The 12,351-nt window shown below is 62.8% G+C and carries 11 protein-coding genes; 1 reads left to right on the top strand and 10 read right to left on the bottom strand.

Annotation, left to right across the window (positions count from 1 at the left end; all coding sequences use genetic code 11):
- Nucleotides 1–7: 7 nt before the first annotated feature.
- The 7 genes from ASF61_RS14460 to ASF61_RS14430 all read right to left on the bottom strand — a co-directional run bounded on the left by ASF61_RS14460 (nucleotide 8) and on the right by ASF61_RS14430 (nucleotide 8,253).
- Nucleotides 8–379, bottom strand: a complete 372-nt coding sequence (locus ASF61_RS14460) for a flagellar protein FlaG (RefSeq protein WP_056157007.1) — start codon at nucleotides 377–379, stop codon at nucleotides 8–10.
- A gap of 89 nt (nucleotides 380–468) precedes the next feature.
- The gene (locus ASF61_RS14455) at nucleotides 469–1,992 is read right to left on the bottom strand and encodes a flagellin (protein ID WP_056157005.1); all 1,524 of its coding nucleotides are present in this window, start codon (nucleotides 1,990–1,992) and stop codon (nucleotides 469–471) included.
- A 316-nt stretch (nucleotides 1,993–2,308) separates the two neighbouring features.
- Nucleotides 2,309–3,832, bottom strand: coding sequence for a flagellin (locus ASF61_RS24395; protein ID WP_056157003.1), 1,524 nt, complete (start codon nucleotides 3,830–3,832; stop codon nucleotides 2,309–2,311).
- Between the two features lie 161 nt (nucleotides 3,833–3,993).
- Nucleotides 3,994–5,604 carry a GGDEF domain-containing protein gene (locus ASF61_RS14445; protein WP_056157001.1) on the bottom strand — a complete coding sequence of 537 codons (1,611 nt, stop codon included), beginning with the start codon at nucleotides 5,602–5,604 and terminating at the stop codon, nucleotides 3,994–3,996.
- A 179-nt stretch (nucleotides 5,605–5,783) separates the two neighbouring features.
- Complete coding sequence (locus ASF61_RS14440; protein WP_056156999.1) at nucleotides 5,784–6,431, bottom strand: response regulator transcription factor; 648 nt, start codon at nucleotides 6,429–6,431, stop codon at nucleotides 5,784–5,786.
- A gap of 54 nt (nucleotides 6,432–6,485) precedes the next feature.
- Nucleotides 6,486–7,661, bottom strand: a complete 1,176-nt coding sequence (locus ASF61_RS14435; RefSeq protein ID WP_373994549.1) for a histidine kinase — start codon at nucleotides 7,659–7,661, stop codon at nucleotides 6,486–6,488.
- Nucleotides 7,662–7,686: 25 nt separating this feature from the next.
- On the bottom strand, nucleotides 7,687–8,253 hold the full coding sequence (locus ASF61_RS14430; RefSeq protein ID WP_056156994.1) for a hypothetical protein: 567 nt from the start codon (nucleotides 8,251–8,253) through the stop codon (nucleotides 7,687–7,689).
- Nucleotides 8,254–8,338: 85 nt separating this feature from the next.
- Here ASF61_RS14430 and greB point away from each other — a divergent pair, with 85 nt between their 5' ends.
- Nucleotides 8,339–8,899, top strand: coding sequence for a transcription elongation factor GreB (gene greB / locus ASF61_RS14425; protein WP_056156992.1), 561 nt, complete (start codon nucleotides 8,339–8,341; stop codon nucleotides 8,897–8,899).
- 13 nt (nucleotides 8,900–8,912) lie between these two features.
- Here greB and ASF61_RS14420 read toward each other — a convergent pair whose 3' ends face one another.
- The 3 genes from ASF61_RS14420 to gmk all read right to left on the bottom strand — a co-directional run bounded on the left by ASF61_RS14420 (nucleotide 8,913) and on the right by gmk (nucleotide 12,271).
- Entirely contained in the window at nucleotides 8,913–11,270 is a 2,358-nt protein-coding gene (locus ASF61_RS14420; protein WP_056156991.1) for a bifunctional (p)ppGpp synthetase/guanosine-3',5'-bis(diphosphate) 3'-pyrophosphohydrolase, read from the bottom strand.
- Between the two features lie 139 nt (nucleotides 11,271–11,409).
- On the bottom strand, nucleotides 11,410–11,613 hold the full coding sequence (gene rpoZ / locus ASF61_RS14415) for a DNA-directed RNA polymerase subunit omega (RefSeq protein ID WP_005665923.1): 204 nt from the start codon (nucleotides 11,611–11,613) through the stop codon (nucleotides 11,410–11,412).
- 19 nt (nucleotides 11,614–11,632) lie between these two features.
- Nucleotides 11,633–12,271 carry a guanylate kinase gene (gene gmk, locus ASF61_RS14410; RefSeq protein WP_056156989.1) on the bottom strand — a complete coding sequence of 213 codons (639 nt, stop codon included), beginning with the start codon at nucleotides 12,269–12,271 and terminating at the stop codon, nucleotides 11,633–11,635.
- Between the last annotated feature and the right edge of the window lie 80 nt (nucleotides 12,272–12,351).

The following is a 12,351-nucleotide window of genomic DNA, read 5'->3' as shown; positions in this document are numbered from 1 at the left end:
TGCTGCGTCAGGCGATTTGTTGTATCAGCACGCCCTTGGTGGACGTCTTTTCCATTGCCTTGGCGATTTCCAGCGCCTCGGGCGTCGGAATCTGGCGCAATACTTCCTTGGTACTCTGGTCAATCACCTTGACCACGGTGCGTTTGCTGTCGCTATCGATGGAAAACTCGAGTCCTTGGGATTTGGCCTGCGGTGATTGGTTCAACTCGGAAACTGCCCGGTTGACTTCATCGAGAGAAGGCGAGCCCTTGACGGCATTGGCGGTGTCGACACTGGTGGCCGGCGAGCGCTTGGCTGCCATCGGGGCGGCGTCGGCGCCCGCGATCTGCCGTTCCATCGGGCGTCCGGTGGTGGCATAACCTATTGAGTCGATAGTCATGATGCGTCCTTATGAAAAATCCCCGGACTGACAAAGTCAGCCGGGGAGCGTGGTTAGCGCAAATTTTCTGAGCTAGCTCATCCTAAAGATTAGCCACGCAGCAGCGACAACACGCCGTTCGGCAGCGAGTTGGCCTGGGCCAGCATTGCCGTACCTGCCTGTTGCAGGATCTGGCCGCGGGTCAGGTTGGCCGTCTCTTGCGCAAAGTCGGTATCCTGAATCCGGCTACGCGATGCCGACAAGTTCTCGGTGGTCGTGTTCAGATTCGAGATCGTCGATGCGAAACGGTTCTGGATCGCACCGAGCGCTGCGCGGTTGCTGTTGATCTGGTTCAGCGCCGAGTCGATGGTTTTCAGTGCAGCGTTCGAACCTTCGACCGTGCTGACGTCGATCTTGGAAACCGATTGCAGATCGCTACCTTTGGCTGCCGACACGATGTCGGCGGTCGTCGACGACAGGGTGAAGCCGCTGTCCGACGAGAACTCCAACTGACCGCCAACCGTGGCCGAGCCGGTGCCAATAGGTGCCGGCGCGGCGGCTGCGGTGTCCGGGTTGGTGGCCGGCTTTTCCGCACCGCGCAGCGAGGCTGCAGCCAGACGGTCATCGGCAGCACCGTTGATGTTGGTGATGCTGATGTCGTTACCGTTCGCTTCGGTCAGAACCACTTCTTTCTGCTGGGTGGTCGAGTTTAGTTTGATCGAGGCCGAGATGCCGGTGGTGCCCGACTGGGCATTGATCGCCTGCGCCACGGCCGACAGGTCGTTGCCCTTGATCTTGGCCGAAATCGTTACTGCGGTCGAGTTCGGATCGTTGGCGATCGAGTTCTGGCCGCGCAGCTGGAACTGTACCGAACCGTCGGTGCCGGTGGTCAGGCCCGACAGCGTTGCCGAAGTTTTTGCCGAGGCCGTGACACCGGTGCTGCCGGACAGGGCGTTGACGTTGGCAGCGATTGCCTTTGCCGAATCCGCCAGCTTGACGTCGACGTTGGTGGTGGCGCCAGTGCCCGACTTGAACGTCATCGTTTGTGCTGCGACGTTGTTGGTCGTGGTAGCGGTGCTGGTGCTGATCTTGCCGTCGCCATAGCTGGCGCTCAGCGTGTTGTTGCCGATGTCCGATGCCTTGGCCGACTGCACGCCGACATTGATGACCTGGTTGGCGTTGGCGCCCACCTGGAATTGTGCCGAGGTCAGCGAGCCGTCCAGTACGTTCTGGCCGTTGAACTGGGTGGTGTTGGCCACGCGGTCCAGTTCTTGCGACAGCGCCGACACCTCGTTCTGGATCGACTTGCGATCCGAATCCGAGTTGGTACCGTTGGCGGACTGCACTGCCAGTTCGCGGACACGTTGCAGCAGATCGCCAGCCGTGCTCAAGCCACCCTCAGCCGTTTGAGCCATCGAAATGCCATCGTTGGCGTTACGTGCTGCTTGTTGATTACCGCGGATTTGCGACGTGAAACGCTCGGAAATTGCCAGACCAGCTGCATCGTCCTTGGCGCTGTTGATACGCGTACCGGACGACAGACGTTGCAACGAGGTAGACAGGCTGGCTTGCGAGGCGCTCAGGTTACGTTGCGAATTCAGCGATTGGATGTTGCTGTTGATGACTTGTGCCATGATGATTCTCCAGATTACTACGGTGTGGGCTAGATGCTCATTTCACTTTGGTCTGCCTCTGCGTTCCGAGACAATCAAACCGCCGTTGTAATTGTTTTCGGTTGCCGTGCGGGAAAATTTAGGGGCGGCAACAAACAATATATTTGTTCCACCCCCCTTAAGTTCGCTGGCGCGGCGCGTCTAAGCGACCGTAAAAAGAGAATCTTTATGGCAAAAAAAAATATTTTTTCGCAGGGCTAGGGGCAAAAAAAAACCCGGCGCCAGGGCCGGGTTGCTCTTTTCTTGCTGGTTTTGCCAATATTTCAGCCGCCGGTCGTTACCCCCGCAGCAGCGACAGCACGCCGTTGGGCAGCGAATTGGCCTGGGCCAGCATCGCCGTGCCCGCTTGTTGCAAGATCTGGCCGCGCGTCAGGTTCGCTGTTTCCTGGGCAAAGTCGGTATCCTGGATCCGGCTGCGCGAGGCCGACAGATTCTCGGTGGTCGTGTTCAGATTGGCAATGGTGGAAGCGAAGCGGTTCTGGATCGCCCCGAGTGCGGCCCGGTTGCTGTTGATCTGGTTGAGCGCCGAGTCGATGGTCCGCAACGCGTCGTTCGACCCCGCCACGGTGCTGACATCGATTTTCGACACCGATTGCAGGTCGCTGCCTTTCGAGGCGGTGACGATGTCTGCCGCGGTCGACGACAGCGAAAAGCCCATGTCGGAAGAAAAGTCGAGATGGCCGCCAACGGTGGCCGAACCGGCGCCGATCGCGGCCGGTGCGCTGGCTGCCGGGTCGGTGTTATTGGCAGGCTTGTCGGCACCGCGCAGCGAGGCTGCCGCGAGCAAGTCGTCGCCCGCGCCGTTAACATTGGTAATGCTGATGTCGTTGCCGGCCTTTTCTTCCAGGACCACTTCCTTGGCCTGGGTGGTCGCGTTCAATTTGACGGTCGCGGAAATGCCGGTGGTGCCGGACTGGGCGTTGATGGCCTGCGCCAGTGCCGACAAATCGTTGCCCTTGATCTTGGCCGAGATGGTGACGGCTGTGGAGTTGGGATCGTTGGCCAGTGAATTCTGGCCGCGCAACTGGAACTGCACCGAGCCATTGGCGCCCGTTGCCAGTCCCGTCAGCGTAGCGGTGGTCTTGGCCGAGGCCACCACACCGGTCGATGCCGACAGGGCGTTGACGTTGGACGCGATCAGCTTGGCCGAATCGCCGAGCCCCACGCCGACATTGGTCACCGTGCCGGAACCCGAGGTAAAGCTCAGCGTTTGCGCGGTGACATTGTTGCTGGTGGTGGCGGTCGAGGTGGAGATCTTGCCGTCGCCATAGCTGCCGCTCAGCGTGTTGTTGCCGATATCGGCTGCCTTGGCCGATTGCACGCCCACGTCGATGGTCTGGTTGGAGTTGGCACCGACCTGGAACTGCGCCGAGGTCAGCGAGCCGTCCAGCACATTCTGGCCGTTGAACTGGGTGGTATTGGCAACCCGGTCCAGCTCCTGCGACAGGGCGGAAACTTCATTCTGGATCGATGCACGGTCGGAATCGGAGTTCGTACCGTTGGCGGCCTGGACTGCCAGTTCACGGATACGTTGCAGCAAGTCGCCTGCCGTGCTTAAACCACCTTCCGCCGTCTGTGCCAGGGAAATGCCATCGTTGGCATTGCGCGCCGCTTGCTGGTTGCCGCGAATTTGCGACGTGAAGCGCTCGGAAATCGCCAGGCCGGCAGCGTCGTCCTTGGCGCTGTTGATGCGCAGGCCCGACGACAGGCGTTGCAGCGACGATGACAGGCTCGTTTGCGAGCTGCTCAGGTTACGTTGGGAATTCAGCGACTGGATGTTGCTGTTGATGATTTGTGCCATGACCATTCTCCAGACTACTACCGTGCAAGCTGGGTGCTCAGTTCACTTTGGTCTGCCTCCGCGCGACGAGGCACTCAAACCGTCGTTATTTTGTTCTACGTCAGCATGCCGCAATAATTTAGGGATGGCGAGAAATTTCTTATTCGCTAAGCTCGAGTGTCTTATTCCGCCATCACCACACGGTTCTTGCCGGTCTGCTTGGCCGTGTACATGGCCTTGTCGGCACGTTTGACGAGTTCGGTCTGCTCCTCGTTGGGACGGCGCAGCGCGACGCCGGCCGAGAACGTGATCAGGACTTTCTCGTTATCGTGCAGGAAGAAGTGCTTGGTCAGTTCGCGCTGCAGGCGGGTCATGGTGGACGCCGCCGCCTCGATCGAGGTTTCCGGCATCAGGATCAGGAATTCCTCGCCGCCGAAGCGGGCGATCACGTCCATCGAGCGCAGCGTTTCCTTGACGATTTTCACCAGGTGCTTCAAGGCGGCGTCGCCGGCGATGTGGCCGTAGGTGTCGTTGAGCTTCTTGAAATCGTCGAGGTCGAGCACGGCGATGCACAGCGGCGTGCCGCGGCGGTCCGAGCGGGCCGTTTCGCGCTCGAACACGTCGTCCAGGCCGCGCCGGTTGAGCGAACCGGTCAACTGGTCTTCGCGCACCAGTTCGCTCAAATGCTGGAGCTTGGCTTCGAGCGCGTGGATGCGGCTTTCCGCGTCCTGCACTTCCTGGCGCGCCAGCACCATCTTGTCGCGCGCTTTCAGCGCCTCGGCCTGCACCAGCCGGGTTTCCTTGAGCACGTCGTCGAGGATGGTGTTGAGTTCGGCGATATTGTCGGCCTTGCTGATCTTGTCCGAGTAGCCGCCGATCTTTTCGTGGAAGTCGCCGGTGGACGCGGCCACGGCACCGAGGCGGTCGATAAACGTCATCATCATGTTCTTGACGGTGAGCTTGACGTCCGACAGGCTGTGCTTGAGCTGGCCCTGCTTGTAGATGACTTCCTTCAGACTGCGGGTGGCGTCTTCGAGCGCGCGCACGTCGAGCGGGCCGGCGATCAGGTTTTGCACGGCTTCGATCTGGCCGCGCAGCCAGCTGTCGTCGTCGAGCAGCTCGCTGACGTTTTCCAGCAGCAGATTGAACAGGCGCAGCAGCAATTCCTGCTGTTCGCCGCTGTCGGCGCCGCGCACCTCGATCTGGAAGCACAGCTGCTTGAGGCGCAGGCCGATCTCGGTCAGCGCTTCCTCGCTGTGGGCTTCGCGCGTGGCCGCGCCCAGCGATTCGGCCTCGGCCGCCAGCGCCGGCGCGCCCGCCAGCAGCGACGCCACCGCGAACGTCAGCGTGCGGCTGAGCAGTTCGCGCAAGGCGCGGCTCTGCTCGGCCTCGGGGCCGGCAGCGCCGGCCACCCCGCCAACATTGCCGATGCCGGCCACTTCGATGCCGGGCTTCTTGCTAATAAAATGTTTTTCTACCAGTTGCGACAACATGCGCGCATAGCCGTCCCAGTCGCGCGACTTGACGGCACGGTTGAAGCGGCGGCCGAAGTCGGCCAGGTCGCCGGTACCGTCGGTCAGGCGCGTGGCAAACTGGCTCAGCACCGATTCCGGTCCCGGGTCGATGCTGGCTACCGGCGCCGCTGCGGCCGGCTCGGTGATGCCGGCGATTTCGTTGTAGATCTCGCGGTAGGCGTCGGGCGTCGGCGAGATGCGGCGCATCGCCAGGCGCTTGAAGGCTTCGCGCGCGATGTCTGCCGGGTTCTGCTCGGGGGAGGCGGGTTTGCTGGACATGGAACCTCTGTGGGCTTTTTAGTTGGTTGTAGCATGATAGGCCCATGCCGCACACCTCATTGCGCGGAGCAGGCGCGGAAATACATCTTTCCTTCCTGTATAGACTATGTACTGCTTGGCAATCAACATGGAACTAGTGGTTGTTATTTTACCCGCGCCAGCGCCCACCGTGGTTCTCCTTAATCGATCAGCTGGTTCTTGATCGCATAGTGTGTCAATTCGGCGCTGTTCTTGAGCTTCATCTTGACCAGCAGGCGGGCACGGTATTCGCTGACGGTCTTGACCGACAGCGACAGCTCCTTGGCGATCACGCCGACCGGCTTGCCCGAGGCAATCATGATCAGGGTCTGGTATTCGCGGTCCGACAGCGTGTCGTGCGGCGGCGCTTCGTGGTCTTCGCCCACGTGGTTGGCCAGCTCCTGCGCCAGTGCCGGGCTGATGTATTTCTGGCCGCCCGCGACCTGGCGGATCGCATTGACCAGTTCGCGCGGCGCGCTCTGCTTGGTCAGATAGCCGGATGCGCCGGCCTTGAGCGAACGGATCGCATACTGGTCTTCGCGGTGCATCGACAGCATCAGCACTGCCAGGTCCGGCTTTTCCTTCTTGATCTGCTTGAGTACGTCGATGCCGCTGCGGTCGGGCATGGAAATGTCGAGCAGCATGACCTGGCAACCGGACTTGCGGAACAGCTTGACCGCTTCCAGGCCGTTTTCAGCCTCGCCGGCCACGATGATGTCGCGCGTCTCGGCCAGGATTTGTTTCAGGCCCTCGCGCACGATGGCATGGTCGTCGGCAATAAAGACCTTGATGATGGCTTTTTCGCTCATGGGGTGTTCTCTATGGTGCAAGCGCTCTGTGGCGCATTGGGATGATGGCGTCGCTTATTGTAGCCCCGTCGCGGCGCCGCACGGGCTTTCGTGGCGGATCTTGATCGCCACCACAGTGCCGCCGCCCGGTGCATGGCTCAGGGTCAGCGTGCCGCCCAGTGCCCGGGTGCGCTCGGCCATGCCGCGCAGCCCGAACGAGGCCGGCTTGGCGCGATCGGCCTGGCGGATGCCGCGCCCGTCGTCGGTGATCTTCAGGCTGACGTAGTGGCGCAGCCGCGCCAGCTTGACGCTGACCCGCGACGCTTCCGCATGCTTGGCGATATTGGTCAGCGCCTCCTGGGCAATGCGGAACAGCGCGGTGGACTGGTCTTCGTCCAGGCCCATGTCGCGCTGGTTGTAGCTGAACGTGGTGTCGATGCCGGCCTGCCGGTCGAATTCGCGCACCTGCCATTCGAGCGCCGCGACCAGGCCCAGGTCGAGCAGGGCCGGGCGCAGGTCGAGCGAAATGCGGTGCACGGCGTCGATGGTGCGGTCCACCAGCGCGTCGAGGTAGTCGGTGCGTTCACGCAGGGCCGGGTCGGCGTCGTCGAGCCGCGCGGCCAGCATGGCCAGCGCCATCTTGATGGCGGTCAGGTTGCCGCCCAGCTCGTCGTGGATCTCGCGCGCGATGCGGGTGCGTTCCTGCTCCTTGACGCGGTCGGTGTGGGCGCTCAGTTCGGCCAGCCGCGCGCGCGACTGCCGCACCTCGTGCTGCTCCTGCTTGCTCGCGGTGATGTTGGTCATCATGCCATCCCAGCGCACGGCGCCGCCGGGCAGCGGATGCGGCGTGGCGCGCAGGTTGATCCACTTGACGTCTTTCCAGGCGTCGATCCAGATCCGGCCCTCCCAGTTCCAGCCCGACAGCGCACTGGCCGAGGCCTGCATGGCGTCCAGGTAGGCGCCGCGGTCCTCGGGCAGGATCAGGTCGAGAAAGTGTTCGGGCGCGGCGTGCAGCGCCGCCGGCGTCAGGCCCAGCAAGGCCTGGCAGCCGTCGCTCAGGTAGGGAAACGATACGCTGCCGTCGGCTTCGCGCACGAACTGGTACACCAGGCCGGGCGTATTGGACACGATGGCTTCGAACCGGGCGCGCATCTGCGCCAGCTCGGCGGCCAGGTCGGAGGCAACAGCGGGGATAATATCGGGTACAACACCGGGTACAACACCGGGCGGGGGCGGGAAGTCTGCGCTCATGGCATTCGCTTGTCGTGGTGGGGAGTCAGGCGCGCAGGCGGGCGCGTACCCGCTTGAGCAGGCGGCGGAAGCGCCCGCGCCAGCTGCGCGGCGCCAGCGGAGAACTGTGGCGCCAGCAGCGTAGGCGCTGCGCCAGCGCCAGCATGGTTTGCCAGGCGGCGGTAGCGTGCAGACGCGCAATCCAGCGCGCCTTGAGCGCCAGGAACCAGCCCAGCAGGCGGGCAAACCAGACGATGGTCAGCAGCACCGGGCGCGTGAGCAGGTACAGGCGCGCCACGGCAGCAGCGCCCACCACCTTGGCCAGCACGATCACGAGCAGGCCCAGCAGCGCATGGCCGTGGGCCAGCGCCCACAGCGCCAGCAGTTTGACGGGAAACAGCAGCGCGGCCGGCAACAGCAGCAGCACCAGCGCGGCGTAAGGTCCGCGCCGACAGATCCATTGCTCGAGGTGCGCGAGCGGTGGCCAGGCGGTGAGGCGGCGCATCAGTGCCGCGCCCAGGTCCCACAGCCAGTCTTCCAGCAGCAACAGCAGCGCGGCCAGGTACACGAGCGGTGCGAACAGCCAGCGGTGCAAGCGTCGGAAATAGTTCATCGGGCCTCGGGTCGGTTCTCTGGCTGCATAATACGTGAAACAAACAAAAACGTTTGCGGAAAAGCAGCGCGGTACAATACGCCGCATGAATAAAGCCTTTGTCAAAGAATCGGACGGTGACGACGACGAGGAAGCCGTCGCGCTGGCGCTGGCCATCCCGCCCGGGTCCAAGAACTATATCCGGCCCGAGGGCTACCAGCGCATCAAGGACGAATTGCTGCAGCTGATCGATGTCGACCGGCCGGAAGTCGTGCGCATCGTCCACTGGGCCGCCTCCAATGGTGACCGTTCCGAGAACGGCGACTACATCTACGGCAAAAAGCGGCTGCGCGAAATCGACCGCCGCATCCGCTTCCTGACCAAGCGCCTCGACTCGGCCGCCATCGTCGATCCCAGCGTCCACCACGGCAGCGACCAGATCTTCTTCGGCGCCACCGTCACCTACAGCGACCAGCACGGACAGGAGCGCACCATCACCATCGTCGGCATCGACGAGCTCGACCCGTTGAACGGCAAGATCAGCTGGGTGGCGCCGGTGGCACGCGCACTGACCAAGGCGCGCGAAGGGGATGTGATCACCTTCCAGGCGCCGCATGGGGTCGATGAGCTGGAAATCCTGTCGGTGAGTTACCCGGCGCCGCACTGAGCGCCAGGCTGCTTCAGCTGCGCTCGCGCAGGATGCGGTTCACTCCGGTCACGCGGCGCACATTGCGCAGCAGTCCGGCCAGGTGGACGCGGTCCTTGACCTGGATCGTGAAGCGCAGCTGGTGCAGCACGTTGTCCTTGTCCTCGTCCATGCCGACATAGGTGATGTTGGCGTCCGATTCGCCGATCTCGGCCGCTACCCGGGCCAGGATGCCTTTTTCGTTGTTGATCAACAGCTTGATGCGGCAATCGAAACGGCGGTTCATGCCGCTGCCCCACTTGACCGCGATCCAGCGGTCCGGTTCCTTGATCTTCTGGCGCTTGGCCACCGTGCAGTCGTTGGTGTGCACCAGCAAGCCCTGGTCGCGGCGCAGCTGGCCGATGATGGCGTCGCCCGGGATCGGCAGGCAGCATGGCGCCAGCTGGACCGACACGCCTTCGCTGCCGCAGATGGTGACCGGATCGAGCTCGGCGGCGCTGTTGTGGTCGATCGGCGCACTGGCCGATTCGCCGCCGCGCAGGCCGAAGATGTGGCGCGCCACCAGGGCGGCCATGCGCTTGCCGATGCCGATGTCGGCATACAGCTCGTCGAGCGAGCGGGCGCTCGATTCGTTGAGCAGGCGCTCGGTCAGGTGCTCTTCGAGCGCCGGCGCCATGCCCAGCGAGGTCAGCGCTTGCGACAGCAGCTGCTCGCCCAGCGTGATCGATTCGGGCAGATTGATGGTGCGCAGGTGGTGGCGGATCGCCGAGCGTGCCTTGCCGGTGCGCACGAACGACAGCCAGCTCGGACTCGGGCGCGAATTCGCATCGGTGACGATTTCGACGATGTCGCCGTTGCGCAGTTCGGTGCGCAGCGATACCGGCTCGTGGTTGATCATGGCCGACACCGTGTGGTCGCCGATGCCGGTATGGATCGAGTAGGCAAAATCGATCGGCGTGGCGCCACGCGGCAGGGCGATGATCTTCGACTTGGGCGTAAACACGTACACCGAATCGGGGAACAGGTCGACCTTCACGTGCTCGAGGAACTCGGCCGAGTCGCCGGTCTGCTGCTGGATGTCGAGCAGCGACTGCAGCCAGGCGTGGGTGCGCTGCTGCATGTCGGTCAGATTCGACTCGGCGTTCTTGTACAGCCAGTGCGCGGCCACGCCGGACTCGGCAGTGCGGTGCATTTCCTGGGTGCGGATCTGGAACTCGACCGGTGTGCCGTACGGGCCGATCAGCGTGGTGTGCAGCGATTGGTAGCCGTTGAGCTTGCGGATCGCGATATAGTCCTTGAACTTGCCCGGCATCGGCTTGTACAGCGAGTGCAGGGTGCCCAACGCCACGTAACAGTTGGGGAAGGTATCGACCACGACACGGAAGCCGTACACGTCGAGCACCTGCGAGAACGACAGGTGCTTGCTGCGCATCTTTTTGTAGATGCCGAACAGCGTTTTTTCGCGGCCATACACTTCCGCCTCGATGCCGGCCACGCCCAGCGTATTCTTGACCGATTCGAGGATCTTGGTCACCACTTCGCGCCGGTTGCCGCGCGCCGCCTTGACCGCCTTGGCCAGCGTACGGTAGCGCAGCGGGTACAGGTGCGAGAACGACAGGTCCTGCAGCTCGCGGTAGATATTGTTCAGCCCCAGGCGGTGCGCGATCGGTACATACACTTCCATGGTCTCGCGCGAGATGCGGGCCTTCTTGTTCGGCGCCATGACCTCCATGGTGCGCATATTGTGCAGCCGGTCCGCCAGCTTGATCAGGATGACGCGCACGTCGGACGCCATCGCCAGCAGCATCTTGCGGAAGTTTTCCGCCTGCGCTTCGATCTGGCTCTGGAACTCGATCTTGTCGAGCTTGGACAAGCCATCGACCAGGTTGGCCACGGGCGCGCCGAAGCGCTCGATCAGTTCGTCCTTCTTGACGTCCTGGTCTTCCATCACGTCGTGCAGCAGCGCCGCCATGATGGCCTGGGCGTCGAGCTTCCAGTCGGCGCAGATCTCGGCCACCGCGATCGGATGCGAGATGTACGGTTCGCCTGACTTGCGCACCTGGCCCAGGTGCATTTCGTCCGAGAAGCGGTAGGCTTCCTTGACCTTTTTCAGGTCGGCAGCCTGCATGTAGTCGGCCAGTTTTTCGGTCAGGTGGGTAACCGAGGCGACGCCGGCGGTCAGCGTGGGCGTGGCCAGGGGCGACGAGGAAATCACGGGGGGAGCTGGTGGTGGCACGGATGCTGCGATGGTGGAGGCGGTGCTATCCCCTGCGTGTGCGCCCGAAGGCGCAACCGACGCCGCACCTGACGCAGCGGCAGCCGGCGTGCTGGCCGTCTGTTTGGCCCGGGCGGGCTTGGCGTTCAGTGTCGGGTCGGCAGGGATCAGATTCATACGTATGCGTTCCGTGGGCAGGTTGGAGAGCAGCTTGCAGTGTCATCATACTACCGGACGACCGGCGGCGTTGCCGGCGTGCCGGACCGCCGCCGCGGGATCGCTCTTTGCATGCTCCATCTGCGGAACGCGGGTGCCCTTACATGGGAACCTTTTTCAACATTTCGAGACCGACTTTGCCGGCGGCGATTTCACGCAGGGCGACGACGGTAGGCTTGTCCTTGGCTTCCACTTTCGGGGTGTGACCTTGCAGCAGCTGGCGCGCGCGGTAGGTAGCAGCCAGGGTCAGCTGGAAACGGTTAGGGACGTTCTTGAGGCAATCTTCAATAGTAATGCGTGCCATGGTGTAGCTCCTAAAATCTTTATTCGGCGTGGATACCCAACTGGGCAAATAGCGAGGCGTTGCGTGCCGCTTGTTGCGCAAACCGGCAACGGGCCGCTCTGACAATCGCGGTCAGCTCGGACAGCGCGACTGCGAATTCTTCGTTGATGATAGCATACTCGAACTCGGGAGCGTGGGCGATTTCGCCCCCTGCGGCCAGCAGCCGGCGGGTGATCACATGCGGCTCGTCGGTGGCGCGTTTTTTCAGCCGTTCCTCGAGTGCGGCGATCGATGGCGGCAGGATGAAAATGCCGGTCGCCTGCGGGAATTGCTTCTTCACCTGGCGTGCACCCTGCCAGTCGATTTCGAGCAGGATATCGGTGCCGGTTTTCATCTGCTGCTCGACCATGATGCGCGAGGTGCCGTAGTAATTACCGTGCACTTCGGCCCATTCCAGGAATTCGCCGGCCTCGGCGCGCGCGACGAAATCCTCGGCAGTGGTGAACCAGTATTGTTCGCCGTGGGTCTCGCCGGGACGCGGCTGGCGCGTGGTGGTGGAAATCGACAGCTTGATCGATGGTTCCTGCGCCAGCAGGGCGTTGACCAGGGTGGACTTGCCGGCGCCGGACGGCGCAGCGACCACGAACAGGCTGCCGGCGAAAGCATTGGTTAAGCTCATGTTTTTCTTTCAGACTACGTCAAAAAGCGCCGGACCGGCGCTCAAAGACGTATTCTACCAAGAGCCATGCATGCGCTCCG

The organism is Duganella sp. Leaf126 (assembly GCF_001423125.1).
Taxonomy (GTDB): Bacteria; Pseudomonadota; Gammaproteobacteria; order Burkholderiales; family Burkholderiaceae_D; genus Rugamonas.
This window is presented reverse-complemented; position numbering and strand designations above follow the sequence as displayed.

Coding starts and splice junctions, on each gene's coding strand:
- rpoZ (WP_005665923.1), bottom strand. CDS start 11,613: ATGGCACGCATTACTATTGAAGATTGCCTCAAGAACGTCCCTAACCGT.
- ASF61_RS14460 (WP_056157007.1), bottom strand. CDS start 379: ATGACTATCGACTCAATAGGTTATGCCACCACCGGACGCCCGATGGAA.
- gmk (WP_056156989.1), bottom strand. CDS start 12,271: ATGAGCTTAACCAATGCTTTCGCCGGCAGCCTGTTCGTGGTCGCTGCG.
- ASF61_RS14430 (WP_056156994.1), bottom strand. CDS start 8,253: ATGAACTATTTCCGACGCTTGCACCGCTGGCTGTTCGCACCGCTCGTG.
- ASF61_RS14445 (WP_056157001.1), bottom strand. CDS start 5,604: ATGTCCAGCAAACCCGCCTCCCCCGAGCAGAACCCGGCAGACATCGCG.
- greB (WP_056156992.1), top strand. CDS start 8,339: ATGAATAAAGCCTTTGTCAAAGAATCGGACGGTGACGACGACGAGGAA.
- ASF61_RS14455 (WP_056157005.1), bottom strand. CDS start 1,992: ATGGCACAAGTCATCAACAGCAACATCCAATCGCTGAATTCGCAACGT.
- ASF61_RS14435 (WP_373994549.1), bottom strand. CDS start 7,661: ATGAGCGCAGACTTCCCGCCCCCGCCCGGTGTTGTACCCGGTGTTGTA.
- ASF61_RS14420 (WP_056156991.1), bottom strand. CDS start 11,270: ATGAATCTGATCCCTGCCGACCCGACACTGAACGCCAAGCCCGCCCGG.
- ASF61_RS14440 (WP_056156999.1), bottom strand. CDS start 6,431: ATGAGCGAAAAAGCCATCATCAAGGTCTTTATTGCCGACGACCATGCC.
- ASF61_RS24395 (WP_056157003.1), bottom strand. CDS start 3,832: ATGGCACAAATCATCAACAGCAACATCCAGTCGCTGAATTCCCAACGT.